23 protein-coding genes and 3 pseudogenes are annotated in these 26,301 nt (G+C 64.6%); 15 read left to right on the top strand and 11 right to left on the bottom strand.

The genetic code is table 11. The features are described 5' to 3' along the window. Positions 1-68: 68 nt before the first annotated feature. Positions 69-1,139: a glycosyltransferase family 4 protein gene (locus BRAD3257_RS26965; protein WP_122404397.1), complete on the bottom strand. Its 1,071-nt coding sequence runs from the start codon at positions 1,137-1,139 to the stop codon at positions 69-71. A gap of 275 nt (positions 1,140-1,414) precedes the next feature. On the opposite strand from BRAD3257_RS26965, the gene BRAD3257_RS26960 reads away from it, so the two are divergent. The 4 genes and pseudogenes from BRAD3257_RS26960 (at position 1,415) to BRAD3257_RS26945 (ending at position 7,359) form a co-directional block, all read left to right on the top strand. Then, a complete protein-coding gene (locus tag BRAD3257_RS26960) occupies positions 1,415-3,178 on the top strand; it encodes an ABC transporter ATP-binding protein (RefSeq protein WP_122404396.1) in 1,764 nt (587 codons plus the stop codon). Between the two features lie 58 nt (positions 3,179-3,236). Beyond that, positions 3,237-5,440, top strand: a pseudogene (locus BRAD3257_RS26955) (amylo-alpha-1,6-glucosidase). A 23-nt stretch (positions 5,441-5,463) separates the two neighbouring features. Next, on the top strand, positions 5,464-5,985 hold the full coding sequence (locus BRAD3257_RS26950; protein ID WP_162500385.1) for a PRC-barrel domain-containing protein: 522 nt from the start codon (positions 5,464-5,466) through the stop codon (positions 5,983-5,985). Positions 5,986-6,008: 23 nt separating this feature from the next. Continuing rightward, positions 6,009-7,359 (top strand): annotated as a pseudogene (locus BRAD3257_RS26945) (MFS transporter). Between the two features lie 81 nt (positions 7,360-7,440). On the opposite strand, the gene BRAD3257_RS26940 reads toward BRAD3257_RS26945, so the two are convergent. Then, positions 7,441-8,643 carry an MFS transporter gene (locus BRAD3257_RS26940; protein ID WP_122404395.1) on the bottom strand — a complete coding sequence of 401 codons (1,203 nt, stop codon included), beginning with the start codon at positions 8,641-8,643 and terminating at the stop codon, positions 7,441-7,443. A gap of 134 nt (positions 8,644-8,777) precedes the next feature. Beyond that, positions 8,778-9,257: a cupin domain-containing protein gene (locus BRAD3257_RS26935; protein ID WP_122404394.1), complete on the bottom strand. Its 480-nt coding sequence runs from the start codon at positions 9,255-9,257 to the stop codon at positions 8,778-8,780. Between the two features lie 237 nt (positions 9,258-9,494). On the opposite strand from BRAD3257_RS26935, the gene BRAD3257_RS26930 reads away from it, so the two are divergent. Both BRAD3257_RS26930 and BRAD3257_RS26925 read left to right on the top strand, forming a co-directional pair. Continuing rightward, on the top strand, positions 9,495-9,779 hold the full coding sequence (locus BRAD3257_RS26930; RefSeq protein WP_122406772.1) for a hypothetical protein: 285 nt from the start codon (positions 9,495-9,497) through the stop codon (positions 9,777-9,779). Between the two features lie 83 nt (positions 9,780-9,862). Beyond that, complete coding sequence (locus tag BRAD3257_RS26925) at positions 9,863-10,579, top strand: peroxiredoxin-like family protein (RefSeq protein WP_122404393.1); 717 nt, start codon at positions 9,863-9,865, stop codon at positions 10,577-10,579. Positions 10,580-10,656: 77 nt separating this feature from the next. Here BRAD3257_RS26925 and BRAD3257_RS26920 read toward each other — a convergent pair whose 3' ends face one another. Then, complete coding sequence (locus BRAD3257_RS26920) at positions 10,657-11,544, bottom strand: LysR family transcriptional regulator (RefSeq protein WP_162500384.1); 888 nt, start codon at positions 11,542-11,544, stop codon at positions 10,657-10,659. Between the two features lie 178 nt (positions 11,545-11,722). Here BRAD3257_RS26920 and BRAD3257_RS26915 point away from each other — a divergent pair, with 178 nt between their 5' ends. From BRAD3257_RS26915 to BRAD3257_RS26905, 3 genes are all read left to right on the top strand, one after another. Continuing rightward, on the top strand, positions 11,723-12,547 hold the full coding sequence (locus BRAD3257_RS26915) for a 3-hydroxybutyrate dehydrogenase (protein WP_122404391.1): 825 nt from the start codon (positions 11,723-11,725) through the stop codon (positions 12,545-12,547). A gap of 85 nt (positions 12,548-12,632) precedes the next feature. Further along, on the top strand, positions 12,633-13,781 hold the full coding sequence (locus BRAD3257_RS26910; RefSeq protein WP_122404390.1) for a patatin-like phospholipase family protein: 1,149 nt from the start codon (positions 12,633-12,635) through the stop codon (positions 13,779-13,781). An 86-nt stretch (positions 13,782-13,867) separates the two neighbouring features. Further along, positions 13,868-14,812: an oxygenase MpaB family protein gene (locus BRAD3257_RS26905; RefSeq protein WP_162500383.1), complete on the top strand. Its 945-nt coding sequence runs from the start codon at positions 13,868-13,870 to the stop codon at positions 14,810-14,812. Between the two features lie 64 nt (positions 14,813-14,876). On the opposite strand, the gene glgA is transcribed toward BRAD3257_RS26905, so the two are convergent. Then, positions 14,877-16,292 (bottom strand): glycogen synthase GlgA, encoded by a 1,416-nt coding sequence (gene glgA / locus BRAD3257_RS26900; protein ID WP_122404388.1) that lies wholly within the window; start codon positions 16,290-16,292, stop codon positions 14,877-14,879. Between the two features lie 181 nt (positions 16,293-16,473). Between glgA and BRAD3257_RS26895 the strand changes: the two genes are divergently transcribed. The 3 genes from BRAD3257_RS26895 to BRAD3257_RS26885 all read left to right on the top strand — a co-directional run bounded on the left by BRAD3257_RS26895 (position 16,474) and on the right by BRAD3257_RS26885 (position 20,097). Continuing rightward, complete coding sequence (locus tag BRAD3257_RS26895; protein WP_122404387.1) at positions 16,474-17,670, top strand: CaiB/BaiF CoA transferase family protein; 1,197 nt, start codon at positions 16,474-16,476, stop codon at positions 17,668-17,670. Between the two features lie 147 nt (positions 17,671-17,817). Further along, entirely contained in the window at positions 17,818-18,885 is a 1,068-nt protein-coding gene (locus BRAD3257_RS26890) for an alcohol dehydrogenase (RefSeq protein WP_122404386.1), read from the top strand. A 132-nt stretch (positions 18,886-19,017) separates the two neighbouring features. Then, positions 19,018-20,097, top strand: coding sequence for an isocitrate/isopropylmalate dehydrogenase family protein (locus tag BRAD3257_RS26885; RefSeq protein WP_122404385.1), 1,080 nt, complete (start codon positions 19,018-19,020; stop codon positions 20,095-20,097). A gap of 57 nt (positions 20,098-20,154) precedes the next feature. On the opposite strand, the gene BRAD3257_RS26880 is transcribed toward BRAD3257_RS26885, so the two are convergent. The 4 genes from BRAD3257_RS26880 to BRAD3257_RS26865 form a co-directional block, all read right to left on the bottom strand. Further along, a complete protein-coding gene (locus BRAD3257_RS26880) occupies positions 20,155-20,433 on the bottom strand; it encodes a hypothetical protein (protein WP_122404384.1) in 279 nt (92 codons plus the stop codon). A gap of 104 nt (positions 20,434-20,537) precedes the next feature. Then, entirely contained in the window at positions 20,538-21,359 is an 822-nt protein-coding gene (locus tag BRAD3257_RS26875; protein WP_122404383.1) for an enoyl-CoA hydratase, read from the bottom strand. 284 nt (positions 21,360-21,643) lie between these two features. Further along, positions 21,644-22,015, bottom strand: a complete 372-nt coding sequence (locus BRAD3257_RS26870; RefSeq protein ID WP_020608151.1) for a helix-turn-helix domain-containing protein — start codon at positions 22,013-22,015, stop codon at positions 21,644-21,646. Between the two features lie 29 nt (positions 22,016-22,044). Then, the gene (locus BRAD3257_RS26865; protein WP_122404382.1) at positions 22,045-23,094 is read right to left on the bottom strand and encodes a LysR family transcriptional regulator; all 1,050 of its coding nucleotides are present in this window, start codon (positions 23,092-23,094) and stop codon (positions 22,045-22,047) included. Between the two features lie 484 nt (positions 23,095-23,578). On the opposite strand from BRAD3257_RS26865, the gene BRAD3257_RS26855 reads away from it, so the two are divergent. Next, positions 23,579-23,845 (top strand): hypothetical protein, encoded by a 267-nt coding sequence (locus BRAD3257_RS26855; protein WP_122404381.1) that lies wholly within the window; start codon positions 23,579-23,581, stop codon positions 23,843-23,845. 206 nt (positions 23,846-24,051) lie between these two features. Continuing rightward, the gene (locus BRAD3257_RS26850) at positions 24,052-24,783 is read left to right on the top strand and encodes a cytochrome c biogenesis CcdA family protein (protein ID WP_122404380.1); all 732 of its coding nucleotides are present in this window, start codon (positions 24,052-24,054) and stop codon (positions 24,781-24,783) included. Here the strand turns inward: BRAD3257_RS26850 and BRAD3257_RS41165 are convergent. Then, positions 24,781-25,212, bottom strand: a pseudogene (locus BRAD3257_RS41165) (sensor histidine kinase); the annotation flags it as partial. The gene BRAD3257_RS26850 and the pseudogene BRAD3257_RS41165 sit on opposite strands and share 3 nt — an antisense overlap. Before the next feature lie 306 nt (positions 25,213-25,518). Further along, on the bottom strand, positions 25,519-25,860 hold the full coding sequence (locus tag BRAD3257_RS26840) for a DUF1236 domain-containing protein (protein ID WP_122404379.1): 342 nt from the start codon (positions 25,858-25,860) through the stop codon (positions 25,519-25,521). A 137-nt stretch (positions 25,861-25,997) separates the two neighbouring features. Here BRAD3257_RS26840 and BRAD3257_RS26835 point away from each other — a divergent pair, with 137 nt between their 5' ends. Next, complete coding sequence (locus tag BRAD3257_RS26835; RefSeq protein WP_122404378.1) at positions 25,998-26,231, top strand: hypothetical protein; 234 nt, start codon at positions 25,998-26,000, stop codon at positions 26,229-26,231. Positions 26,232-26,301 lie beyond the last annotated feature (70 nt).

Below are 26,301 nucleotides of genomic sequence, written 5' to 3'. Positions count from 1 at the left end.
GCTGCGGAGTACCGGATGCCCCGGTCAAGCCGGGGCATGACAGTGTGCCTTGAGGTGAGAGCGACCAGCTACTCTGCGCTGCTCACCAGCTTGATCCGCGGCGCCTTTGCCTCGGTCAGGCTGCGGTAGGCCGCGAGATAGTCCAGCGCCATGCGGCGTGCCGTGAAGCGCGTCTCGAACTGCTTGCGGATCGCGGCGCGGTCGAGTTGCGGAAGGCGGTTCACCACTCCCGCCGCGCTGATGACATCCTCGACGATGAAGCCGGTGAGGCCCTCATCGATGATCTCCGGCACCGAGCCCCGGTTGAAGGCGACGACCGGCGTTCCGCACGCCATGGCCTCGATCATGACGAGGCCGAACGGCTCCGGCCAGTCGATCGGCAGCAGAAGCCCGAGCGCGCCGCTCAGGAAATCGGACTTCTCGTGATCGCTGATCTCGCCGATGAAGTCGACCAGCGGATTGTTCTCGATCATCGGCCGGATCAATTCGTCGTAGTAATCCTGATCGGCGCGATCGACCTTGGCCGCGATCTTCAGCGGAATACCGCAATGGGTTGCGATCTTGATGGCGCGGTCGACGCCCTTCTCCGGCGCGATGCGGCCGAGCACGGCGAGATATTCCTGTTTTGCCGCCTTCGGCGTCAGCAGCTTCTCCGGCAGGCCGTGGTGGATCGTCGTCACCCAGTTCGCCTGCGGCACCGGCCGCCGCTGCGCGTTGGAGATCGAAATGACGGGCATCTTGGAGAAAGTATTGAAGACCGGCTGATGCTCCGGCAGATCGAGCCGGCCGTGCAGCGTAGTCACGAATGGCGTCGGCTGACGGTGGAACAGCGACCACGGATAGTAGTCGAGATGGAAGTGGAGGAAGTCGAACTCCTCGTCGTCACATTTTTGCCGCACCCGCTCCAGCAGCACCATGTGCAGCGCATTGGGATCGCGCACGGAACCGTCGAGACGGAGCGCCTTCGGCCACAACGCATCCAGCTTGCCTGACGTCTGGGAGTCGCCGCTGGCGAACAATGTCACTTCGTGTCCAAGGGCCACCAACTCTTCCGTCAACCAATGCACCACCCGCTCGGTGCCGCCATACAGCTTGGGTGGAACAGCCTCCGTCAACGGAGCTACCTGCGCGATGCGCATCTCACCATCTCCTCTGTGCGATCATGATTGAAAACCCCCGCCTGTACGGCACCGGCAAATGCCAGCCAAGGGAACGTTTCCGCACCTGCGAAGTTCCTTCCCCCAAACGTTACATATTCGACACGTCAGGGGATCGTCGCGATGCTGCCACCACATCTTCGCAGATCGTCCGTATCCGCATGTCGTGATGAGCTTGCCCGGGAACCGAGGCGAAGTGGTCGATGTTCACTCGACCAGTGACGAAACGAAAATCAGCATAACGGGGCGATAGCCATATGGATCAGCTTTCTGGATACGCGCGCAGGCCATTTGCCTTTGTCTTGCGCTATCTTCGGCGTCGCCTCGCGGCGCATTTGCTGATTCTGACCGCGGTCGTGGCCGCCGTCGCCTGCTCCGTGGGCACCCAATACGGCGTCAAATCCCTGGTCGACAGCTTGTCCGCCGGACCCTCACATGGTGGCAGCGTATGGCTGGCATTCATTTTGCTCATGTCGCTGATCACGGCCGACAACTTCCTGTGGCGGATCGCGAGCTGGACGGCGAGCTTCACCTTCGTTCGTGTCACGGGTGACTTACGTCGTGACATATTTCGTCATCTGACCGGACATGCGCCGAGCTACTTCTCGGACCGGATGCCCGGCATGCTGACGAGCCGCATCACGGCGACGTCGAACGCGGTGTTCACCGTCGAAAACATGTTTGTCTGGAACGTGCTACCGCCCTGCATTGCCACAATTGCGGCAATTGCCTTGATTGGAACCGTCAGCCCCTACATGGCCCTCGGGCTGATCGTGATCGCCGGTGGCATGGTCATTGCGATGTTTCGTCTGGCAGCCGCGGGCAAGCCGCTGCATGACGATTTCGCCGACAAGGCCGCGGTGGTCGATGGCGAGATGATCGACGTCATCAGCAACATGCCGCTGGTGCGCGCCTTCTGCGGCATCAGCCACGAGCATGAGCGGTTCGACGCGACGGTGAACCGCGAGATCACCGCGCGCGGCCGCAGCCTGCGCTATCTGGAGAAGCTGCGGCTGACGCATGCCGGCGTGACCGTGCTGTTGACGGTGGCGCTGATGGCCTGGGCGATCACGCTCTGGCAAAAGGGCGAGGCAACCACCGGCGATGTCGTGCTGGTCTGCACGCTCGGTCTCTCCATCCTCAACGCGACGCGCGATCTCGCGGTGGCGCTGGTCGACGTCACCCAGCACGTTGCGCGCCTGACCGAGGCCATCGCCACGCTGCTGGTGCCGCACGAATTGCGCGATCACCCCGAGGCCGAGCCGCTGGTGAAGAGCGGCGCCGCGATCGCGTTCAACAACGTCACCTTCGGCTATCCCGGCGGCGAGAAGATTTTCGAGCGGTTCAGCCTGCGCCTCCAGCCCGGCCAGCGTGTCGGACTGGTTGGGCAGTCCGGCGGCGGCAAATCGACGCTGTTCACGCTGCTCCAGCGCTTCTACGACGTGGACGATGGCAGTATCACCATTGACGGCCAGGACATCTCGAAGGTGACGCAGCTGAGCCTGCGCGAGGCGATTTCCGTCGTGCCGCAGGACATTTCCTTGTTTCATCGCTCCATTCGCGAGAACATCCGCTATGGCCGGCCGAACGCAACCGACGACGAGGTGCTGCGCGCGGCGATCGCGGCGCGCTGCGACTTCGTCGAGAGCCTGCCTGACGGCCTCGACACCATGGTCGGCGACCGCGGTGTGAAGATGTCCGGCGGCCAGCGCCAGCGCATCGCCATCGCGCGCGCCTTCCTGAAGGATGCGCCGATCCTGCTGCTCGATGAGGCGACCGCAGCACTCGACAGCGAATCCGAGGAGGCGATCCGCGAGGCGCTGTCGCGCCTGATGCGTGGCCGCACCGTGATCGCGATCGCGCATCGCCTGGCGACGCTGCGCAATTTCGATCGCGTGGTGGTGCTCAAGGCCGGTAAGATCATCGAGGACGGTGCGCCCGACCGGCTGATGCAGGGTCACGGTCCCTACCGTGAGCTGGTGACCCAGGAGATGAACCGGCTCGCGAAGGTCGCCGCGTAGATCCAGCCGTCTCGTTCGCGTTGGTTGCGTTTCGAATCAAGGCGCAGGGGAGCAGCTCATGGCAGCCGAAACCGTAACCCAGATCGTATCCATATCGCAGGCGACGGAAGCCGTCGCGGAGCAGACGTTCTACATTCCGATGACGGGGCCCGCCGCCCGGCCGCGGCGATCCCTCAAGCACGACGACACCTTCATCGTGCTCGACAGCCATGGCGACATCGGCGCTTCGGCGGGCGGGCCGGACGGTCTGTTTCACTGCGACACGCGCTATCTGGCGCGGCTGGAGCTCGTGCTCGACGATCTCCAGCCGCTGCTGCTCGGCTCGAATTTGCGCGACGACAATTCGGCGTTGACGGTCGATCTCACCAATCCCGACATCTACCGCCAAGGCCGCCTCTTGTTGCAAAAGGATCTGCTGCACATCGTGCGCACGATCTTCCTGTGGCGCGGTGCCGCCTATCAGCGCATTGGCGTGCAGAACCACGGCGACGCGCGCGCCAGCTTCGAGCTGACGCTGCTGTTCGACAATGACTTCGCCGATCTGTTCGAGGTGCGCGGCGAGCGGCGCCCGCGCCGCGGGACCGGCACGAGCCGCCTGTTGGGTCCGACCGACGTGCTGTTCGAGTATCGCGGCCTTGACGACGCCGAGCGCACCACCGGCCTGCATGTCGACCCGCGTCCCACCACGCTGTCCGTGAATGCCGCGACCTGGCAGCTCGAGCTCGATCCGCACCAGGCCAAATCGCTGTTCGTCGCCGTCTCCTGCAACCGGCCGGTGACGGAACGGCCGGCGCGGTTCTTTCCGGGCCTTCTGGCTCATCGCCGCGAGATGCGGCAGTCGACGATGGGCGCTGCCAGCATCGAGACCTCCAACAATATCTTCAACGAGGTGCTGTGCCAGGCCATGGCCGACCTCAACATGCTGATGACCGAGACCCCGCAGGGCGGTACCCCTATGCCGGCATTCCCTGGTACTCGACGACATTCGGGCGCGACGGTCTCATCACCGCGCTGCAGATGCTCTGGGTCGATCCGCGCGTCGCCAAAGGTGTCTTGCGCCGGCTCGGGCATTTTCAGGCCACGGCAATCGATCCGTTCGCGGACGCCGCGCCCGGAAAGATCCTGCACGAGATGCGCGGCGGCGAGATGGCGGCGCTCGGGGAGGTGCCGTTCGCGCATTATTACGGCAGTGTCGATTCGACCGCGCTGTTCGTGCTGCTCGCGGGCAGCTATTTCGAGCGCACCGGCGACGAGGCCACCTTGATCGAGCTCTGGCCGACGATCGAGGCGGGCCTGGCCTGGATCGACGGTCCCGGCGATCCCGACCAGGACGGCTTCGTCGAATACCAGCGTGCGACCGAGAAGGGGCTGGCCAACCAGGGCTGGAAGGACTCCTACGACGCGATCTTCCATGCCGACGGCCAGCTTGCAGAGGGCAATATCGCGCTCGCGGAAGTCCAGGGCTACGTCTTTGCTGCCAAGCAGCTCGCCGCGCGTTGCGCGCTGCGGCTCGGCAAATCGGACTGCATGCGCAGGCTCGAGAGCGAAGCCAGGGCGCTCGCCGAGCGCTTCGAGAAGGCGTTCTGGTGCGAGGAGCTCGGCACCTATGCGCTCGCGCTCGACGGCAAGAAGCGACCCTGCAAGGTCAGGACCTCGAATGCCGGGCAGATCCTGTTCAGCGGCATGATCCGCGAGGACCGCGCGCGCCTCGTTGCTGCCGATCTGATGCGGCCGCATTTCTTCTCGGGCTGGGGCATCCGCACCGTCGCGCAAGGCGAGGTGCGCTACAACCCGATGTCCTATCATAACGGGTCGATCTGGCCGCACGACAATGCGCTGATCGCGCTCGGGCTCGCGCGCTACGGCCTCAAGCACTCGGTGGCGCATGTCTTCAAGGGGCTGTTCGATGCTGCGACCTACATGGATCTGCGCCGGTTGCCCGAATTGTTCTGCGGGTTCCGGCGCGAGAAACGGCGCGGCCCGACGCTCTATCCGGTCGCCTGCGCGCCTCAGGCCTGGGCCAGCGCGACGCCGTTCACGCTGCTGGAGGCGGCGCTCGGTCTCGAGTTCGACGTGACGCGCGGCGAGATTCGCCTGCGCAATCCGCATCTGCCGGCGTTCCTCAACGAGGTGATCCTGCGCGATCTGCGCCTCGGCCAGTCCAGCGTGGACCTGCGTGTTAGCCGGCATGGCGACGACGTCGCGCTCGAGGTATTGCGCACGCGCGGCCAGATCCAGGTCTCGATCGTGCTGGCTCACTAGCGGCGCGTCGTGAGGAGGGTATCATGCGTGCGATCGGAGCGTTGATCCTGGGTGTGGCGATTATGGTTGCCCTCGCGGTCGGACCATTGCGCGCCGCAGAGGATCAGCCCGCAGGCCAGGATGAAGCGAATGCGCCGGCGACGGCGCAGCCGCCGGCCTCGACCGTTCCAGTGACGCCCAAGGACGCCGCGCCGCCACCCTCGGTGACCATCATCGGCGCGAGCGAGGCCCACGGCGTGCTCGGCCGCGACGTTCGCAGCGCCGCCGGCGAGGACATGGGCCGCATCGTCGACGTCATCGTCGATCGCACCGGCCATGTCCGCGCCGCGGTGATCGATTTCGGCGGCTTTCTCGGCGTCGGCAGCCGCAAGATCGTGGTGGACTGGAACGCGCTGCGCTTCGGCAAGATCGCCAACAAGAAGGACAGCATCACGTTGGAACTGAACAAGGCGCAGGTCGCGGCCGCGCCGGAATACAAGGAAGACACGCCGATCGTCGTGCTCGGCGCGTCCGGCAGCCTTCAGCCGCTGCAAGCGATCCAGTGAGGTGCAGGGAGGGCTGACCGCCCGTGCTGTTGTCGAGGAAGCTGACCCATGCAGATCGCAGCGGCCGCGTCGAGCAGGACAACGTCGTTGCGCCGTCGGCTGCAGGCATTCCGGCGCCGTCGCGCCAGAGCCTGCGCGGCCTCGACTGGTTCATCTTCTTCCTCGCCGACGTGCAGACCGGATTTGGTCCTTTCATCGCGGTCTATCTGACGACGCAGAAATGGACCCAGGTCGAGATCGGCCTCGTGCTGTCGATCGGCGGCGTTGTCGCCCTGATCGGCCAGATGCCCGGGGGCGCGATTATCGATGCCGCGAAATCGGAGCGTCTCGTCGCCGCCCTCGCGATTGCGACCATCGGTACTTGCGCGCTGGCCTATGCCGCGATGCCGATCTTCCCCGTCGTGGTGACCGCCGCCACGCTGCATGCGATGGCGAGCTGCGTGCTCGGGCCTGCGATCGCGGCGATCAGCCTCGGCCTCGTCGGCCCGATCGCGATCGGCGAGCGGCTCGGCCGCAACGCGCGCTTCGCCTCACTGGGCAATGGCGTCGCGGCGGCGGTGATGGGCACCGCGGGCTATCTCCTGTCGAGCCGCTCGGTGTTCCTGGTCACCTTCCTGCTCGCGATCCCGACCCTGATCGCGCTGTCGCGCATCCGCGAGAATGAGATCGACATCAGGCGCTGTCACGGTGAGATGCCGCCCGAAGCCGCCGATCGCGGCGACACCAATATCTGGCACCTGATCCGGCAGCGTCCGCTCATCGTCTTCGCACTCAGTGTGCTCTTGTTGCACCTCGGGAACGCCGCGATGATGCCGCTGATGGCGAGCGCGGTGACGGCACGGTCGAGCCAATGGGCAACGGTGCTCGTCGCCTTTTGCATCGTCGTCCCGCAGGCGATCGTGGCGCTGCTGTCGCCGACGGTCGGACGCAAGGCGCAGCTCTGGGCCGGCGGCCCCTGCTGTTGATCGGATTCGGCGCGCTGGCGATTCGTGGCCTCTTGTTTGCGACCGTGCGCGATCCGTATCTCCTGGTTCTCGTGCAAGTGTTCGACGGCATTACCGCGGCGGTGTTCGCGGTGATGGTCCCGCTGATCGTCGCCGACGTTGCCTTTGGCACGGGGCATTTCAACTTGGCGCAGGGAATCGTCGGCACCGCAACCGGCATCGGCGCGTCGTTGAGCACGGTGCTTGGCGGCTATGTCAGCGACAAGTTCGGCAATGCCACGGCGTTCGTCGGGCTGTCCGGCGTTGCCGCGGCGGGGCTCTTGCTCATTTTCTTTGTGATGCCGGAGACACGGCGCACGGTCTGACCCGTGCGAAAGAAATGCGTGGCGCAAACGGGTTCGGCCGGTCAGAAGTCCCGGGGAGAAACTGATCTGGCGTCCGGATTGTGCAAGCGCATGCGGTTGCGGGGCACGATTGGCATCACGCCGGCCGAGGCGGTACGGCCCAGGCGTTAGCGCTTCAAGGCGAGCGTGAGCAGGGCCGCAGCGGCGAGCGCCGCGCCGATACCGGCCACGCACGCATACCATCCGTACTCATCGAACAGACGCCCCAGCACCGCCGTGCCGACCAGCCCGCCGCAGAAGTAGCAGGCCAGATAGGTGCCGCTGGCAATCCCGCGGTTCTCGGCAGCCGCCTGTCCGACGAAGCCCGTCGCGGCGGCCTGGGCGAAGAATGTGCCGATGCCGACCAGCACCATGCCGGCGAGCACTTCGGCCAGATGCGGCGCCAGCATCAGGGGCAGGCCGAGCCCGGCAGCGGCGAGTGCCGCCCAGATCGTGGGCCGCGTCCCCAGTCGCGCGGCCACCTTGCCAGCTAGAAGCGTCGTGAGGATGGAGGGCAGGAAGACGAAATAGACGAAGCCCAGATCCATCATGCCGAGCGACAGCGGCGGCCGCACCAGCACGAAATTGACGAAGGTGAAGGTGCCGATGAAGGCGAAGAGGATACAGAAGCCGATGCCGAAGGCTGCTCGCAGCTGCGGATTGCGCCAATGCGCGATGGTGGCGGCGAGCGGTGAAGCCGCCGGCATCATCGCGTGCATCGGCTGCACGCGTCCGACGGTGAAATAGACCAGCACCGTGCCGGCCAGATTGAGCGCCGCGAAGAAATAGAAATTCCAGGCGAGGCCGAGGCCGTCCGCGACCGCCGCCGAAATCAGCCGGCCGACGAGGTTGCTGGCGACATTGCCGGTGATGTAGGCGGCAAACGCACTGCCGGCGTCCATGGCGCTGCATTGCTCGCCGAGATAAGCGAGGGTGAGCGCGAAGGCGGACGCCATGCAGAGGCCCTGCGTGACCCGCAGGGCGGTGAAGACGGCAAGATTGGGCGCGGACGCCAACAGGCTGGTGGGGATCGCAAGAACTGCCAGGCTGAGCAGGATACCGGTCCGCCGATCGATATGCGGGCTGAAGAAGCCGATGACGAGACCGGCGACCGCCATGCCGAAGGTGCTGGCGTTGACCGCAAAACCCATCGCTGCGGGAGTGACGCCGTAGTGGCGCGTGAGCGAAGGCAGGATCGCCTGCGTCGCGAAGAGATCGACGACGGTCAGGAATGCGGTGAGGCCGATCACGAGCGAGCGCAGGGCGAGGCCCGGCGAGTGCGCATCCATCCTCGTCGCGGCCGGTTTGATCGGCGCGGAAACATCGGTCATGGCGTGATTGTCCGTTGATCTGTCGTTCCGGGCTGGTGCGCACGGGACCGCAATGCGGCCCGGAGCACCAGACCCGGAATCTCGAGGTTCCGGGTTCGCTTCGCGCCCCGGAACGACGGCACACTTGGCGCTCGTCACATGTGATGGTCGTTCGGATCCTTGCGGACATCGCCGACATAGAGAATGACCGTTTCCTTGCCGAGGTTCTTCCACCAATGCGAGGTGCCGTAGACCTCGGGACGGATGTCGCCGGCCTTGTGCACGATCGGATCGACGCAGTTGGAGGCGTATTCGACGATCTCGCCCTGCTGCACGAAGATCAGGGCGGGGCGGTCGTCATGGCTGTGCCAGGGCACGATGCCGCCGGGCTCGATGGTCAGCTTGCGGAAGCGCAGCTCGCGACCATCGATATGGGCGGGCTGCTTGCCGAGGTCGATCGCCCCGAGCGTGACGTCGGTGACGCCGACCGGCTTATAGTCGACCATCTGCTGTGCGTTCGGCTTGATCTTGCCAGCCGGACATTCGCCGGCGAAAACTGGTGTGGCAAATGTCAGCGCCCCGAGAACGGCAACGCCTGTCCAAACCACGCGCGACACGATGTGATGCCTAGACATGGGAACTCTCCTGTGTTGGCCGCAACCGTGGTGGTCGCCGGCTATGGCAGGAGCTTCGTCGAGACCGCGTCGATGTTGAAATGCCGGCTCGCTTTCGATGCGATAGCCCGGCGCTATGTTGATGCGCCGCGGCTATCGAACCGATTGGGCATCGGCATTTCCGCTTCCGGGGGATCTGGCGTCCGATGACAGGGCGCCCGATTGGCGGGCGTTCACGTCAATCCGGAGGAGCATCTCATGACGAAAGTGTCCAAAACCCTGATCTTTACCGCGGCCTTCGCGGTGATCGCCACGTCGGCGTTCTCGGAAGCGGCCTGGGATTTGAAGGCCGGCATGGCCTATGTCTATGGCGGGCCCGGCAAGATGTCGGCGATGGCCATGGCTCCCGCCGAGAAGAACCACGAGGCCATGATGAAGAACGCGAGGAAGGTGCCTGCCAACACCGTGTTCTTCATGGACAACGGCACGCTGTACTCCACTTCCGGGCGGTTGGATCCGACCGGCAATTTCTACGTGAATTGAACCGGTCCGGGCATCGGGGCCGCCCCTTGCGGGCGGCCGAACCGGGAAACTAGTATTCGCCCCAGGAATGCCGGAGCAGAAGGATGACGTCTCTATCCCCAGCCGACGCCGAACGGCTCAGGCTCGCCTTCCAGCGCTGCCGCGACATGGACGGCACGCTGAACGAACAACTCCGCGCCTACGCCGATGCCAGCCGCAAGGTCTTCCCTGCCTATGGCGAGGCGGTCGATCGCCTCGTGGCGCGATTGGACGGGAACGGCGGTGGCGAGACCGCGCCGCGGCCGGGCGATCCGATGCCGCCGTTCATGTTGCCCGACGAGGGCGGGCGGCTCGTGACGCTGCCCGCGCTGCTGCAGCGTGGCCCCGTCGCAGTGATGTTCTTCCGCGGACACTGGTGTCCCTACTGCCGGCTCAATGTCCGCGCCGTGGTCCAGGCGCAGGACCGCATCAAGGCAATGGGTGCGCAGGTCGTCGCGATCATGCCGGAGACGCAGGAATATACTGGACAGCTCAAGGCCGAATCCGGCGCGCCGTTTCCGATCCTGACCGATCTCGACAACGGCTATGCGCTGTCGCTCAACCTCGCGATCTGGCTCGGCGCCGAGATCCAGGAGCTGCTGTCCCATCAGGACATGGCGAAATTCCACGGCAATGACGGCTGGATGCTGCCGATCCCGGCCGTGTTCGTGGTCGGGCGCGACCGACTGGTGAAGGCTCGCTTCGTCGATCCGGATTTTCGCAAACGAATGGAGATCGACGATCTAGTCGAGGCGCTGGAGAGCGCGAGCCGGGAGAACTGAGCCGCGCAGAGTGTTCCACCCTCTCCCCTTGTGGACCACAAATGGAGAAGGAAGAAGCGCGGCGATCACTCACAGTATCACCCCGCGATCTCCCGCCAGTCCGCGCCGCGCAGCATCCGCATCACCGCATTGGCGACCGCCGTCCGCTGTCGGCCGGCGACGCCGTAGAGGCTGACGGTGCGGCGTGCGTCGAGCCCGGTGACTGCGGCACGTTTCAGGCTCTCCGGCACCGGCGAGGTGTGGGGCATCATGGCGATGCCGATGTCGGCCTCGACCAGTTCGATCAGGTCGCGCTCGCTCGAAATCTCGTGGCCGTGATCGACGTCGATGCCGTGCTCGCGCAGGCTGGCGGAGATGCGTCTGGAATGCTCGCAATAGCTCCGGCCGAGCAATTGCTCAGCGCGCAGATCGTCCGGCTCGATCACGTCGTGCTCGGCGAGACGGTGGGCGCGGCTGACGACGAGATCGAAGCCTTCCGTGAACAGTGGCCACACGTCGAGCCGCTCCCAGGCCTCGTCGATCTCGGCGGCGATGCCGAGCTCGGCTTCCCCCTTCTTGAGGAATTCACCGACCTCGCGGCCGGTCCCGCGCAGGAAGCGGAATTCGAGCCGGTTGAACTGCCGTTTGATCTCGCTGAGATGCGGAATGAGCAGCGCGAGGTCGATCGAATGCGTCAGTGCAATACGGAGCGCACCGATCTCTCCGCTCTTGAACGAGGAGGCGAGCGAGCGCGCGCCTACGGCGGCGTCATAGCATTGCTTCAGAAGCGGATGCATGCGCTGACCGAGCTCGGTCAATTGCGCCGCCGGCCGTTCGCGGCGGAATAGGTCACCGCCGAGCTCGGCCTCGAGCTGCTTGATCGCGCGCGTCAGCGACGGCTGCGTCACGTTGCAATCTTCGGCGGCGCGCGTGAAATTCAACAGCTGCGCCACCGCGAGGAAATAGCGGACCTGATGCATTTCCATGGATCGGCTCCCGGCAAAATCGACCGGAAATCTAGCCGATAGGAACCGGGAATGACACCCCGCAAGCGATAGCGCGGACGTATCGACTCGGAAGCTAACCGGCATTTCCGCAAACCCGGGTGATCCCGCACATTTCGAGCCAGCCGCGGCGCGGCGTTGCGCAGAAGAGGTCTGGATCATGAATATCCCTATCAAGACGCAGACGTCCGCTTCGTCCCGCGTGCTGGCCGGCAAGGTGGCTCTCGTCACCGGGTCGACCAGCGGCATCGGCCTCGGCATTGCGCGGGCTCTGGCCGCTTCCGGCGCCGACATCGTGCTCAACGGTCTTGGTGTCGCCGGCGAGATCGGCCGGACACGCGAGCAGATCGCCACCGAGTTCGGCGTGAAGGCAAGCTACTCGCCCGCGGATATGACGAGGTCGACATCGATCGCCGAGATGATCGCTGCGACGCTGGCCCAATCCGGCCGGCTGGACATCCTGGTCAACAACGCCGGCATCCAGCATGTCGCGCCGCTCGACCAGTTTCCGGTCGAGAAGTGGGACCAGATCCTCGCGATCAACCTGTCCTCGGCCTTCCACACCACACGGCTCGTGCTGCCGGCGATGCGGCTGAACGGCTTTGGCAGGATCATCAACATTGCCTCGGCGCACGGCTTGATCGGTTCGCCGTTCAAGGCGGCCTATGTCGCCGCCAAGCACGGCATCATCGGTCTCACGAAGGTGACGGCGCTGGAGACCGCGGAAGAGGGCATCACCTGCAACGCGGTCTGCCCCGGCTATGTCTATACCCCGCTGGTCGAGGCCCAGATCGACGGTCAGGCGAAGGCGCACGGTATCTCGCGCGATCAGGTAGTCCGAGATGTTCTGCTGGCACAGCAACCCAACAAGCGCTTTGCCACCGTCGAGGAGCTCGGCGCGCTCGCGGTGTTCCTGTCGACGGACGCGGCCGCATCGATCACCGGCGCGGCGCTGCCGGTCGACGGCGGCTGGACCGCGCATTGAGATGGAACGGGTTCGTTCCGGCCGGCGTAACAAGCTGCCGCCGACAGCGAATATTCGATCGGTGCAAGCTCAAAAGGAGCGAGACATGGATGGCATGCAGGACAACGCGCGAGGCAACAGCAAAGACCTGCCCGGCCAGGTCGTGCTCGTGCTTCAGGGCGGCGGTGCGCTCGGCTCCTACCAGGCCGGGGTCTACCAGGCGCTGCACGAGGCCGGCATCGAGCCGGACTGGATCATCGGCACTTCGATCGGCGCCATCAATGCAAGCTTGATCGCCGGCAACGAGCCTCGCCAGCGGCTCGCGCGCCTGAAGGAATTCTGGAAGCGGATGGAGCAAAATCCAGTGTGGAATCTGCGCGCCGCGTTTCCGGGCTTCAACGAAAAACTGGCCTATTGGTCGACCGTCACCAATGGCATTCCCGGCTTCTTTCGCCCAAATCCGCTGGCGCATGCCGGCGATTCATTTCCGCTGGGCACCGATCACGCCGGCTTCTATTCGACCGCTCCGCTCGAGAAGACGCTGCGCGAACTCGTCGATTTCAGCCTGATAAACCGCTGCTCGCCGCGGCTGACGGTCGGCGCGGCGCATGTCCGCAGCAGCCGGATGCGCTATTTCGACAGCCGCGACGGCGAGCTGACGGTGAAGCACGTCATGGCCTCGGGCGCGTTGCCGCCGGCGTTTCCGGCGGTGCGCATCGACGGCGAGCTCTATTGGGATGGCGGCATCCTGTCCAACACGCCGACCGAGGCCGTGTTTGACGACAACCCGCGCAAGGATTCGCTGATCTTCGCCGTTCATCTGTGGAATCCGGTCGGTGCCGAACCGACGACGATGGCGGAGGTGTTCAACCGCCACAAGGACGTGCAATATTCCAGCCGGATCGCGAGCCAGATCGCCCGCCAGCAGCAGGCCCATCGCCTACGCCACGTCATCAATCAGCTCGCCGCGCGGCTGCCCGAGAGCGAGCGTGGCGATCCCGCCGTGCGCGAGCTGACGAGCTATGGTTGTCCGACCCGCATGCATGTGGTGCGCCTGCTGGCGCCGCAGCTCGACCGCGAGACCCATACCAAGGACATCGATTTCAGCCCCTCAGGCATCGCCCAGCGCTGGGATGCCGGCTATGCCCACACGAGATCCGTGCTCGCGCGAAGACCGTGGATCGGTGAGTTCGATCCGCTCGCCGGCGTGGTGCTGCACGAGCATATGGACGAGATGCCGATGGCGGCGGAATGAGGGCTTCGTCGTCGTCTTGTGTGATGACGATTTCGCGAACGCGTGGTCTGGGCTAGTGTTGCCGCGTCTTCGTCGCGAGGCTGCAATTGGTCACTGAGAAGGATCTCGAGGCAACTCTTGATAACGTCCGCGCTCACGCGGCAGGGCCGGTTGCCGGTGTGTTCGGTCCGTCCTCGGTCACTTGGCAGATCGACCGCGAGGCCGTGATCTTTCTCGGCGCCGGCCGCGCGCTGCTGTTGCAACTGGCGCATCCCTGGGTCGCGGCCGCCATTGCCGAGCATTCGAAGACCTTTGCCGATCCGATCGGTCGTTTTCATCGCACCTTCGGCATCGTGTTCCCCATGGTGTTCGGCTCGCTCGACCAGGCGCTGCTGTCGTCCCGGCAGCTGCATCGGCGTCACAGCATGATTGTCGGCGAGATGCCCGAGACCGTCGGCCCGTTCCCGGCCGGCTCGCGCTACTGCGCCAACGACATCCCCTCGCTGCGGTGGGTCCATGCGACGCTGGTCGAGACCGCGCTGATGGTGCACGATCTGGTGCTGCCGCCACTCTCGGCGGAGGAGCGCGATCGCTATTGGAGCGAGGCCAGGCTGTACGGCGCCCTGTTCGGATTGACCGGGGATGATTTGCCGGCGGACTGGTCCGGCTTCGCCGCCTACACCACGGCAATGGCGCAGTCGGAGACGCTGACCGTCAGCCCTGCGGCGCGCGAGATCGCCGCACAGATCTTCAGCGGCGCCCGTCCGTGGTTGCGACCGCCGCGCTGGTATCGCGCGCTCGCGGCGAGGATGCTGCCGGAGCGACTGCGCGCCGGGTTCGGACTTGCGCTTGACGAGCGCGACATCAGAGCTGCCGACAACGCGCTCACCTGGATCAGGCGTGTCTATCCGAAACTGCCCGACCGGTTGCGCTACGTCGGTCCCTACCAGGAAGCACAAGCACGGCTGCGGGGTGAGCCGCAGCCTGATTGGATGACACGGTGTCTCAATCGGGCTTGGATCGGGCGGCCGCAAATGGACGCGCGCCGCTAAGAATTGTTCCCGGCGTGCCCCGGACTTGCACAGCAATGACGGCGCCTGTGGAAATGCCTCAGCTTCACACCGATGCCAGCTTCCGGTAGAGCGCGCTGTAACAACCCGCCGAGATGCTCCAGGAGAACGATCGTCCCATGGCGCTGCGGCGCATGGAGTCGAGCTGGTCGTGCGCCACGAAGGCCGAGAAGGCCCGGCGGACGCCGCCGAGGAAAGATTCGCGCGAGGGTTTTGAGAACAGGAATCCGGTCTCGCCGTCGGTGATGGTCTCGGCGAGGCCGCCGGTCTGGTGACCGATCGGCAATGAGCCGAAGCGCTGGGCGTACATCTGGCTGAGACCGCAGGGCTCGAACCGCGACGGCATCAAGGTGAAGTCGCTGCCGGCGAAGATGCGCCGCGCCTGCGCGTCGTTGAAGCCGATCGCGACCCCGATGGCGTCGGGGCGGCGGCGATGCGCGTCTATCAAGGCCTGCTCGAGCGCCGGCTCGCCGGAGCCGGTGACCACGATCTGCCCGCCGGCATCGACGATTTCGTCGGCGGCCGACAGCACGAGGTCGATGCCCTTCTGGTGCACGAGCCGCGCGACGATGCCGAACATCGGGCCGCGCGAGACCGCGAGCCCGAACTGTTTGCGCACGTAATCCGCATTGGCCTTCTTGCCGACCCAGTCGCCGGCCCCGAACTGCTGGGCGAGTTGCGCACAGGAGCGCGGGTCCCAGCTTTCGTCGATGCCGTTGAGGATGCCGGTGAGCTCGGCGGCGTCGGAGCGCAGCTGCAACAGGCCCTCCAGGCCGCAGCCGAATTCGGCCGTGGTGATCTCCCGCGCATAGGTGGCGCTGACCGTGGTGAGGTGCGAGGCGTAGACCAGTCCCGCCTTGAGGAAGGAGACCTGGTCGTAGAACTCGACGCCGTCGATGTGGAAGGAGCTCTCCGGTGCGCCGATCCGCCGCAGCGCCTCCTTCGGGAAGAGACCCTGATAGGCGAGATTGTGAATGGTCAGGATCGACGGCAGCTTGGCGCCGCCCCAGGCAAGGTACGCCGGCACGAGCGAGGCCTGCCAGTCATTGGCATGGATCAGGTCTGCTGCCCAATTCTTGTCCAGCTTGCCCATGGCGAGCTCAGCCGCCGCCGAGGCAAAGCGCGCGAAACGGATGTCGTTGTCGGGCCAATCGTGTCCGGACTCGTCGCCATAGGGATTGCCGGGCCGGTCGTAGAGCTGAGAGCACAACAGCACATAGACCGGCAGGCCGTCCTTGGTCGCGGCCCGGCCGAGCGAGCAGGCCGGCATCTCAGCGAATGCGGGACAGCGACCAACGATCTGAATATGCGTGAGTTGCTCGATGATGTCGCGATAGCCGGGCAGCATGATCCGGATATCGGCAAAGGAGCGAAGGGCGCGCGGAAGGGCGGCAGAAACGGCGCCCAGTCCGCCGACGCGGACGAAGTCGTCCATCTCCGTGGTGATGAACAAGACCCTCAAGAACAGCTGCCCTCTTCCGATCCCGTTCGCTGCTATGCAAGAACGGGTCCAGTTGCCCCGGAATTCTTAAAGCCCGCTTACGCGACGCGTCTGTTCGGTAAAGACTTTCCTACTCAGCCGCCGCCCTCTAGGGTCGCGGCATCAACAACGAAGAACATTGAGGGTTCCAAAGGGCGTCGGGATGCAGCTACCAGACAAGCATGAGGGGACGACGACAAAGGCTTTCGCGGGCCTGCGGGTCCTGGATTTTTCGACCACGATCGCCGGTCCCCACTGCGCGCGCATGCTAGCCGACATGGGCGCCGAGGTCATCAAGATCGAGACCGACGGCGGGGAGACGATGCGGACCCGGCCACCGCTGCGCAAGGGGTGCAGCACCACGTTTGGCCAGCTCAATGTCGGCAAGAAGAGCGTGGTGCTCGACCTCAAGTCCGAGGACGGCAAGGAGGCGGTGCGCCGGTTGGCTGCGACCGCCGATATCCTGGTCGAGAACTTCCGCCCGGGTGTGATGCACCGGCTGCGGCTCGATTACGACAGGCTGCGTCAGGTCAACCCGAGGCTGATCTACTGCTCGATCTCGGGCTATGGCCAGACTGGCCCTTCGGCCGAGTTGCCGGCCTATGCGCCGGTGATCCATGCGGCTTCCGGCTACGACATGGCACATCTCGCGTACCAACCGGGCCGCAGCCGGCCCGACTATTGCGGCATCTACCACGCCGACGTCGTCACCGGCACCTACGGTTTCGGTGCCATTGCGTCAGCCCTCTATCAGCGCACCGTGACCGGGCTTGGCCAGCACATCGACGTCTCCATGCTGGAATCGATGCTGACCTTGACCCTGACGGAGTTGCAGAGCTCGCAATTCGCGGTGAAGCCGCCGCCGCGCCCGATGTTCGGCCCGACCGAGACGGCAAACGGCTATGTCATGATCACGGTCGCCAGCGAGAAGACGTTCCGGGCTCTGATGGGAGTGATCGGCCGCTCCGAATGGATCTCCGATCCACGCTTTGCCACCTATGCTCCGCGCCGCGAGAACTGGGCGGCGCTGATGGATGGCGTCGAGGTCTGGTCGCGGCAGCTTTCGACCGATGCATGCCTGCTCGCGCTTGGCGCTGCCGGCGTCCCGGCCTCGGCCTATCGCACCGTGTCAGAGGCGTTGGCCGATCCGCAGCTTGCGCATCGGCAGGCGCTTTCCGAAGTGCGGGACGAGGGCGGCTCGTTCCAGGTGCTCAATCTGCCGTTCCGGATGTCGGGGGCCGACACGACGCCGGCCAAGACGGTGGCCGTGCTCGGCGCGCACACGGATGCATTGCGCGAAGAGGTTGGGCTCTCCAGCGACGCGTCCATTCCGACAGGCAAAACGGCCGCGACAGGCTGAACGGCTTCGTGCCGCAAGCAATGCGGCGTTGCGTGCCGTCGGGTTGCCATCCTCGATCGCCGTAAACTAGACAGGAGCGAGTTTGTCTCGCTCCGCCGGCCATGGCATGGTGGGCGTGACAACAAGAAATATGCCGGGAGGATGCCAATGAAGAGTTTCAAGGTCGCCGATTTCAAGGCGCCGCTGCAGGAGGTCGACGAGGCCACGCCGCAGCCGTCGGGCACGCAGGTGTTGATCAAGGTGAAGGCGGCCGGCGTCTGCCACAGCGATCTCCACATCTGGGAAGGCGGTTACGATCTCGGCCATGGCCGCAAGCCGCTGTCGCTGAAGGACCGCGGCATCAACCTGCCGCTGACGATGGGTCATGAAACGGTCGGCGAAGTCCTGGCCTTCGGTCCCGACGTGAAGCCCACCGACCAGGGCGATCTCAGGGTTGGCGATATCGGCCTGGTCTATCCCTGGATCGGCTGCGGCAAGTGCGCGACCTGCCTTGGCGGTGACGAGAACATGTGTCTGACACCGCGCTCGCTCGGCGTCTATTGTGACGGCGGCTATGCCGACCACATGCTGGTGCCGCATCCGCGTTATCTGCTCAATCTGAAAGGCCTCGATCCCGCGACGACCGCGCCCTATGCCTGCTCGGGCGTCACCACCTACAGCGCGCTGAAGAAGGTCGAGCAGCATTTCGACACGCCGATCGTGATGTTCGGCGCCGGCGGCCTCGGCCTGATGGCGCTGTCGCTGCTGAAGGCGATGGGCGGCAAGGGCGCGATCATGGTCGACATCGACGCGAAGAAGCGCGAAGCCGCTGAGAAAGCAGGCGCGCTGGCGACCGTCGATCCCAAGGCGCCGGATGCGCTGGAGCAGCTTGCCAAGAAGGCGGGCGGCCCGATCCGCGCCGTGATCGACCTGGTCGGCAACTCCGCCACGACGCAGCTCGGCTTTGATTGCCTCACCAAGGGCGGCAAGCTCGTCATCGTCGGCCTGTTCGGCGGCGGTGCGACCTGGGCACTGCCGCTGATCCCGATCAAGGCGATCACGATCCAGGGCAGCTATGTCGGCAATTTGCGCGAGACGCAGGAATTGCTCGATCTCGTGCGAACGAAGAAGGTGCCGCCGATCCCGGTGACGCGGCAGCCGCTCGCCAAGGCCAATGACGCGCTGTTGCAGTTGCAGCAGGGCGCGGTGGTCGGACGCACCGTGCTGACGCCGTAACAGCGATTCTCTCCGCCGTCATTGCGAGCGCAGCGAAGCAATCCAGAAATCCCTGCGCGGAAACAGTCTGGATGCTTCGTCGCAAGAGCTCCTCGCAATGACGATGCCACCTTCGTTCAAGCAGGAACCCCCATGTCCGCAAACATCGCCTTCCACGTTGCCGTGCTCGCCGGCGACGGCATCGGTCCTGAAGTCATGGCGCCGGCGCTCGAGGTGCTGCGCAAGGTCGGCGATAAATCCGGCCTTGGCTTCCGTTTCACCGAAGCGCCCGCCGGCGCCAACAATTACCTCGCCACCGGCAAGTCGATGCCTGATACGACGATCAAGCTGTGCGAGGAGGCGGATGCGATCCTGCTCGGCGCCTGCGGTCTGCCGTCGGTGCGCTACCCCGACAACACCGAGATTGCACCGCAGATCGAGCTGCGCTTCATCTTCGATCTCTATGCCGGCGTCCGTCCGGCGCGGCTCATTCCGGGCGTGCCGAGCCCGATCGTCGGCGCTGATGCGCGCGGTATCGATCTCGTCGTGATCCGCGAATCCACCGAGGGCCTGTTCGCCTCGATGGGCAAGGGCGTCGTCACCCATGAGGACGCGCGCGAGACCATGGTGATCACGCGCAAGACATCCGAGCGCCTGTTCGAGTTCTCGTTCCGCCTCGCCGAGCGGCGCAAGGCGCGCGGCAAGCCGGGGATGCTCACCTGCGTCGACAAGGCGAACGTATTCAAGGCCTTTGCGTTCTTCCGCGGCATTTTCGACGAGATCGAGAAGAAGCATCCAAGCGTGAAGACCGAGCGGCTCTATGTCGATGCCTGTTCGGCGATGCTGGTGAAGCGTCCCTGGGATTTCGACGTGATGGTGATGGAGAACATGTTTGGTGACATCGTCTCCGACATCACCGCGAGCCTGATCGGCGGCCTCGGCATGGCGCCATCGGCCGACATCGGCGACAAGTATGCAGTGTTCCAGCCGTGCCACGGCACCGCGCCCGATATCATGCTGCAGGGCAAGGCCAATCCGACCGGCATGATCCTGTCGGCGGCGATGATGCTGGATTGGCTCGCCGACAAGTACGGTGTGGAAAGTGCGGCTGAGGCGGGTCAGACCATCGAGCGGGCGGTGGACCAGGCCTATGCCGGCGGCATCAAGCCAATGGAGTTCGGCGGCAGCAACGGCACGGCCGACATCACGAAAGCGGTGCTCGCGGCGCTTTGAGAAGCAATCGAAGAGTTCATCTCACAAGAAAAAAGGGGCCCTCGGGCCCCTTTGCCGTTACCAGCGGCGCCAGTAATGATGACGCCAGCCCCACGGACGTGGGCCGTAGAAGCGCCCGCCGCCGTAATAGCCGTAGGCGCGATAATAGTTCGGGCGCCACCAGCAGCGCCCCCAGGGGTTACACACCCAGCGCACCTGATCGACGTTGGCGGCGGGACCGCCTGCAATCTTGTCCGCCTGCGGGATGCCGTTCGGCATTGCCGCAAGGGCCGGTCCCGACGCGAGCGCCACACCACCTATGGCGGCCAGACCAAGAACAGCAAACTTGAGTTTCATCGCATTCTCCCTCGTTGGTGGCGGGAGAACTTTCGCCAGATCAACTGGTTGCTGCCGCATTGATCTGCACGAGGAATTTAATCTTCGTGAACGTCGGTTCAGCTTCAGCAGCCCCGGAACTGCGGCTTGCGCTTCTCCATGAAGGCCTGCCGGCCCTCCCGGAAATCGGCGCTATCCATGCAGGCGGTACCGATGGCCTTGATCGCGTTCATGTCGCGCGCGCTTTCGTCCTTCAGTACTTGTGCGATGGTGATCTTGGCGGCCTTGATCGCGAGCGGGGCGTTTTCGGAGATGGTCTGCGCGATCGCCATCGTCTCTCCCCAGAGTTGATCGACCGGAAACAGGCGCTCGACGAGGCCGATGCGCAGTGCTTCGGCCGCATCGATGCGCATGCCCGTGTACATCAGGAGCCGAGCCCAGGACGGACCGACCAGCGACACCAGATGTCGCAAGCCGTCATAGCCGTAGGCAATCCCGAGCTTCGCTGCGGGAATGCCGAACTGGCTGCCATGCGCGGCGATGCGGATGTCGGCGAGCATCGCGACCTGCATGCCTCCGCCGAGACAGAAGCCCTCGATGCAGGCGATGGTCGGCTTGGGGTAGTCGGCGAGCAGCGCACGCTGGGCGGCGCTGCGCTTGGCGTACTCCTCGGACGCCGCCGCATTGTGCCTCACCTTCTCGAACTGGCTGATGTCGGCGCCCGAGACGAACGCCTTGCCGCCGGCGCCGCGCAGGATCACCACGCGTACCGTGTCATCGTCGCGCAAGGCCGTCAGCGCCTCGCCAAATCCCTCCCACATCTCCAGCGACATCGCATTGCGCTTGTCGGGATTGTTGAAGCTGATCACGCCGACGCCACCCGCCGTGTGCTTGAGGATCTTGCCATCGGCGTAAGGTGTTCCGGTCGTGCTGAAAATGTCGGACATCGCGCGCTCGCTCGTCGTAGGCGATGCGCAATGTGCGGCGCAGGCGCCGCCGTGGTCAACCGGGGCAGGGTAGGAGAGGCCGCATCCGCCTGTGCTGGGATTGCATGGCGCGCGCGAAGCGCGGCGGCAAATTACCAAGAAGAAGGGGCGGCGAGGCCGCCCCGAGGCAAAACCGCGCGCAAGCGCAGGCGCAGACATAGCTCCTCCGATCTCGTTCAATCCGGCCGCGCCCCCGCGACGCGACGGATTGAACATCGGCCCTAAAGGCCAGGCGTCGATCGGCCTCAGCTCTCGTTCGCCGCGATCGATTCCATCAGCGAGACGAGCTGACGCTGCACCGTCTGGTCCTTGATCTTGCTGTAGGCGCGCAGCAGGCGGAGGCTGAAGGCCGAGTCGAGGAAGAGCAGGCTCTCGACTTCGCGGGCCTTGTTGTCGCCGTCGTAGAAGAAGGTCACGGGCACGTCGAGGGCGGAGGCGATCTGCTGAAGCCGAGCCGCGCCGACCCGATTGACGCCCTTCTCGTATTTCTGAACCTGCTGGAAGCTGACGCCGAGCTTCTCGCCGAGCTCGGCCTGCGAGATCTTCATCTCGACGCGCCGCAGACGGATCCGCTTGCCGAGCTCGATGTCCGGCTTGCCGGCGCTGCGCTGTTTCATTCTTTTCGCCGCTGCTTTCATCTCTGTTTTCACCTTTGTTCTTCGGTTGAAAATCCCCCGAAGAGCTGGGTCAGGGGTTCGCCCATATACGAGTCCTTGAATTCATGCGGATGCACGAACTCTTCCTTAAACCACGGGAAGCGAGCCGGATTGAAAGCCTCGATCAGCCAGTCGATCATGTGCCGCACGCGCGGGATACGGCCGCTACCAGGATGGTAGGACAGCCAGATGTCCAGCGGTCGGTTCAGCTCGACCTCCAGTGGAATCAACTTCCCGCCAAGCGCAATGGCGTAGCTCGGGAATACGCCGATGCCGGCGCCATTCGCGACCGCCCAGTAGTTGGCGCTTGAGACGTTGGTCTTCATGACCAGGAGGTCACGTTCCGAAACGCCCGGGAAGAAGCTCTCGAAAGATTCCTTGGCGGCGAGCTGGTCGGCGAATTGCAGCACCAGGCGATGCTTGATCAATTCCGCCGCCGAGCGCGGCGCGCCATGCTTTGCGATGTATTTCTCGGAGGCCCAGAACATCAGATGCATGCGGCCGAGCCGCACCAGCTTGATGTCGAGCGCCGAGGGACGCGACAGATGGATGGCGACGTCGGCCTCGTGGCGCGAGACGTCGGCCGAGCGCATCGCGCAATGCAGGTCCACCAGGATCTTCGGATAGGCCTGCTGGAATTCGACGAGCCGCGGGGCCAGCCAGAATGTGCCGAGCCCCTCGGTGACGGCAACGCGGACCTCGCCGGACAAGGCGTTGGCCATCGAATCGCTGGCGCGCAGCACGTCGAAGGTGGCGGCCTCCATGCGCTCGACGGCGGAGACCACCAGCGCGCCCTCATCGGTCAGATGCGTGCCGTGAACGTCGCGGGTGAACAGTGTGGTACCAGTCTGGCGCTCGAAATCGTCGATCCGTCGGCGCACGGCATTGATCGAAAGCGACAAGCGCTCGGCAGCCGAGCGAAAACTTCCGCATCGAACGACTTCCAAAAATATGCGGGCGGCATCCCAATCCGAGAGGCCGCTGAGATTTGTCTTTGGGCGTTCCGCCGACGGAACGCCCCTTTCCGCCAAGGAGTGCATACAAGTCCCTTCGGAAAGCTAAACTGGCAGAATCTGGCGCAAACCACAACCACGACGGGTTGGGGAATGACGAGTTTTGAACGTCATCCTTACTGCAGTACGGGTGGTATTTGGATGCTGCCACGGGCTGAGAATTGGGCAGACGGTCGGCCTGACTGAGGGGTTTTGGCGTGAGTTCCGTTGCGAGCCTTGGAGTGGCTGCGGGATTGCCGGCGCTGTCCGCAACGGAAATTCTTGCGCGAAAGCCGATGCCGTCTCCCTCGATGGATCGATCACACCGCGTTCGGCGTTTGCTCCCGGACCGCTCCGGTGACCTTCAACGGCGCTGCATGGCGATGGCGGCCGGTACCGCAGTTCCAGGGCAGAAGCACACAGAAATCAGGTTCGGAGGCGCAGTAGCCTCGTGCTATCTTTGGTCTTCAATGGGGGCCGAAGGGGGCGTGACAAATACGTCTCGCAGGCCGAATTAACGGAAAGAACGCCGGTGTCGCATTCAGACGAACAGTTGCAGTCGGTGCTGGAAACGCTTGAGGAGTGCCGCAGGGCTCTCAACGCGTGCAACAGCCGTGAGTCGGCCGAGATGCTGTCCATTGTCATCCTCGACGTGCGGATGAAACTGAAAGGAATTGACAGTGCCGATCTCAAGGCACTGTGCGACGAGATGCTGCGGAGCGCTGCGAGTGAGCCGCCGCCCCCTTCCAAGCAGACGCAGGACCAGCCCCGGCGTCCGCTGCTCCGCGTGGTGAAGTAGCCGCGCCGCCGAATCTCGCTTTTTGGCGAGGTTTGTGCGCGTCCCGATGCCGCATCTGTGATCACGGAGGGCATCGGGAGGAGCCTTGGTTCTGTGCGCCTCTGTTGCGCAATCTCCGGCATAGGCTACACCAGAGCCGGTTCGGCTCCGGGCCGGGCGCATCCCTTGCGCGCCGTACCGGCACCTGAGATGGCTCCGACTGCATCATGCAAAATGTTTCGATCCCGGCGGCGCTGATTGCCGGCCTCGTCAGCTTCCTCTCGCCTTGCGTCCTGCCTCTGGTTCCGCCCTATCTGATCTACCTCACGGGCGCCACGATCGAGCATGTCGAGAGCGACCAGCCGGCCGCTGCCTCCAAGCGCGCGATCATGATGTCGGCGCTCCTGTTCGTGCTCGGCTTTTCCACGGTGTTCGTGGCGCTCGGCGCCAGCGCCTCGCTGATCGGCGGGCTGATCCGTACCTGGTCGGCGGAGCTGTCGGTCCTCGCCGGCATCGTCATCATCATCATGGGCCTGCACTTCCTGGGCCTGACGCGCATCGGCCTTTTGATGCGCGAGGGACGGCTGCCGATCCCCAAGCCCGTCGGCCTCTGGGGCGCCTATGTCATGGGCCTCGCTTTCGCCTTCGGCTGGACGCCTTGCATCGGTCCGATCCTCGCCGCGATCCTCTCGATCGCCGCGGCGGAAGCCACGGTGACGAAGGGCGCCGGCCTGCTCGCGGTCTACTCCGCGGGCCTCGGCATTCCCTTTCTGATCGCCGCGCTGATGATCGAAAAGTTCTCCGCGCTGTTCGCGCGCATGAAGGGGCACCTCGTCAACGTCGAGCGCGCCATGGGCGTCTTGATGGTGATCACCGGCATCGGCTTTCTCACCGGCGCTGTCTCCAATGTGAGCATCTGGCTGCTGGAGACGTTTCCGGCGCTGCAGACGATCGGGTAGGTCGGAATATTGCGGCGCCTTGCTTGCAAACACCCGCTCGACGATCTCCCGATTGTTGCGCAGTGGAAGATTCGCCGTTTCCGTCGTGACGGTCGAAAACAGCTGGCGGCCGGATCTGTCGGCCAGCAGAAGAACGCTGTCTCCGCCGTATTGGCTGATGAACCCGACTGCGAGGCGGCGGAAGCCGTCGAAATCACCGACTTGCAGGGATTCGCTGAGGGCGAGCACCTGCAAGCCGCCGGTTATCCGCTGCACTTCGGAATCGAGCGCGATGCGCATGCTGCGCACCGTCTCCAGCACCCGGCGCGTCGCCTCGCTGCGATCCTGGCGATAGTTGGAATAGGCAAGGCCAACGGCAAAGACGATCAGCGGCAACATCGTTCCCGCGACGAGGAGAGCGAGCCGGACCGGCAGGGTGAGCTTCGACAAACGCAGACGTCCCGGTGCGAGCGCGGCGGCGCCGGATCATGGCTTTGGCAGACCATACGGTCGCCAGCTACGCTGCGCCACGATTTTCGCGACTCGGCGAACAGTCCCGAACAGTCCGGAGACGGGATTTTCGCAGCGCTGTCGGCGACTCTTGCGCCTCAGCTCATGCCGGCCGCGGTCAGTAGCAGACACACGGCATAGATGGCCGCCAGGCTAAGTCCGGCGATCCGCGCCTCGCGATGCGATGTCATGCGCTCAACTCCGCGAGGACGGCCGCCGTCGCGACGGCCGTCCGTTTCGTCCTGATCAATCGATTTCCTGCACGACAGTGCGTGAGCCGGGATCCACCAGCATCACGCGATCCCCGGAATAGACGTAGCGATACTTCGTCAGCGACGGGCCCCAGTCCGCCGGAACGGCCTCGAGCTCGACGTCGCTCGGCACCGTCGCGCCGACAACGATCTTTTCCTTCGTCGTCACCGGACGGATGCGGTGCTCGGTGACGTAGGATTTGATCTTGGTTCGGTATTGCGGCTCGATCTGAACTACCGCCGCGTGACCGGTTCCGGTGGTCGTCACGGTGGATTGCGCGAATGCGCCGGTCGAAATCAGGACCGCCGTCGCGGACAGCAGGAACAGCTTTTTCATCTTGTCCTCCTCACGGGAATAAGCGCGGCAACAACACCCTCGCCATGCGCGGTGTTCCCCCGGCGTAGGAACAAATTGCTATTTTTTCCCGTTACTGAATCGACCGGGCCGAAGCCCGGGAATCTGAGGAGGAGAGAATGACGCTGAGAATAGCGAGTGCAGCGCTGATCGTTGCTGCATTGTCCTTGCCGGCGTTCGCGGCCGACGAGTTCTACGTGGTCCAGGACGTCAAGACCAAGAAGTGCACTGTCGTCGATAAGAAGCCGACAGACGCCTCGATGACCGTCGTCAGCCCTTCGGGCACGGTCTACAAGACACGCACCGAGGCTGAAAGCAGCATGAAGACCGTCAAGGTCTGCACGTCCAATTAGGGAGAGCTGTGATGCCGGTATTTATTCTCTGGGCCGTGCCCGCGATCATCGTGATCGGCGGCGGCATCTA

It is taken from the genome of Bradyrhizobium vignae (assembly GCF_900324035.1).
In the GTDB taxonomy this organism is placed as follows: Bacteria; Pseudomonadota; Alphaproteobacteria; order Rhizobiales; family Xanthobacteraceae; genus Bradyrhizobium; species Bradyrhizobium vignae.
The sequence above is the reverse complement of the archived record's forward strand: the minus strand, read 5'-3'. Positions and strand labels throughout refer to the sequence as shown.

What these genes read in the sequence shown, in the direction of transcription:
- BRAD3257_RS26915 (WP_122404391.1), top strand. Translation starts at nt 11,723, where the DNA reads ATGAATATCCCTATCAAGACGCAGACGTCCGCTTCGTCCCGCGTGCTG.
- BRAD3257_RS26920 (WP_162500384.1), bottom strand. Translation starts at nt 11,544, where the DNA reads ATGGAAATGCATCAGGTCCGCTATTTCCTCGCGGTGGCGCAGCTGTTG.
- BRAD3257_RS26870 (WP_020608151.1), bottom strand. Translation starts at nt 22,015, where the DNA reads ATGAAACAGCGCAGCGCCGGCAAGCCGGACATCGAGCTCGGCAAGCGG.
- BRAD3257_RS26850 (WP_122404380.1), top strand. Translation starts at nt 24,052, where the DNA reads ATGCAAAATGTTTCGATCCCGGCGGCGCTGATTGCCGGCCTCGTCAGC.
- BRAD3257_RS26880 (WP_122404384.1), bottom strand. Translation starts at nt 20,433, where the DNA reads ATGAAACTCAAGTTTGCTGTTCTTGGTCTGGCCGCCATAGGTGGTGTG.
- BRAD3257_RS26885 (WP_122404385.1), top strand. Translation starts at nt 19,018, where the DNA reads ATGTCCGCAAACATCGCCTTCCACGTTGCCGTGCTCGCCGGCGACGGC.
- BRAD3257_RS26835 (WP_122404378.1), top strand. Translation starts at nt 25,998, where the DNA reads ATGACGCTGAGAATAGCGAGTGCAGCGCTGATCGTTGCTGCATTGTCC.
- BRAD3257_RS26875 (WP_122404383.1), bottom strand. Translation starts at nt 21,359, where the DNA reads ATGTCCGACATTTTCAGCACGACCGGAACACCTTACGCCGATGGCAAG.
- BRAD3257_RS26960 (WP_122404396.1), top strand. Translation starts at nt 1,415, where the DNA reads ATGGATCAGCTTTCTGGATACGCGCGCAGGCCATTTGCCTTTGTCTTG.
- BRAD3257_RS26935 (WP_122404394.1), bottom strand. Translation starts at nt 9,257, where the DNA reads ATGTCTAGGCATCACATCGTGTCGCGCGTGGTTTGGACAGGCGTTGCC.
- BRAD3257_RS26930 (WP_122406772.1), top strand. Translation starts at nt 9,495, where the DNA reads ATGACGAAAGTGTCCAAAACCCTGATCTTTACCGCGGCCTTCGCGGTG.
- BRAD3257_RS26910 (WP_122404390.1), top strand. Translation starts at nt 12,633, where the DNA reads ATGGATGGCATGCAGGACAACGCGCGAGGCAACAGCAAAGACCTGCCC.
- BRAD3257_RS26940 (WP_122404395.1), bottom strand. Translation starts at nt 8,643, where the DNA reads ATGACCGATGTTTCCGCGCCGATCAAACCGGCCGCGACGAGGATGGAT.
- BRAD3257_RS26965 (WP_122404397.1), bottom strand. Translation starts at nt 1,139, where the DNA reads ATGCGCATCGCGCAGGTAGCTCCGTTGACGGAGGCTGTTCCACCCAAG.
- BRAD3257_RS26950 (WP_162500385.1), top strand. Translation starts at nt 5,464, where the DNA reads ATGCGTGCGATCGGAGCGTTGATCCTGGGTGTGGCGATTATGGTTGCC.
- BRAD3257_RS26895 (WP_122404387.1), top strand. Translation starts at nt 16,474, where the DNA reads ATGCAGCTACCAGACAAGCATGAGGGGACGACGACAAAGGCTTTCGCG.
- BRAD3257_RS26865 (WP_122404382.1), bottom strand. Translation starts at nt 23,094, where the DNA reads ATGCACTCCTTGGCGGAAAGGGGCGTTCCGTCGGCGGAACGCCCAAAG.
- BRAD3257_RS26840 (WP_122404379.1), bottom strand. Translation starts at nt 25,860, where the DNA reads ATGAAAAAGCTGTTCCTGCTGTCCGCGACGGCGGTCCTGATTTCGACC.
- BRAD3257_RS26890 (WP_122404386.1), top strand. Translation starts at nt 17,818, where the DNA reads ATGAAGAGTTTCAAGGTCGCCGATTTCAAGGCGCCGCTGCAGGAGGTC.
- BRAD3257_RS26925 (WP_122404393.1), top strand. Translation starts at nt 9,863, where the DNA reads ATGACGTCTCTATCCCCAGCCGACGCCGAACGGCTCAGGCTCGCCTTC.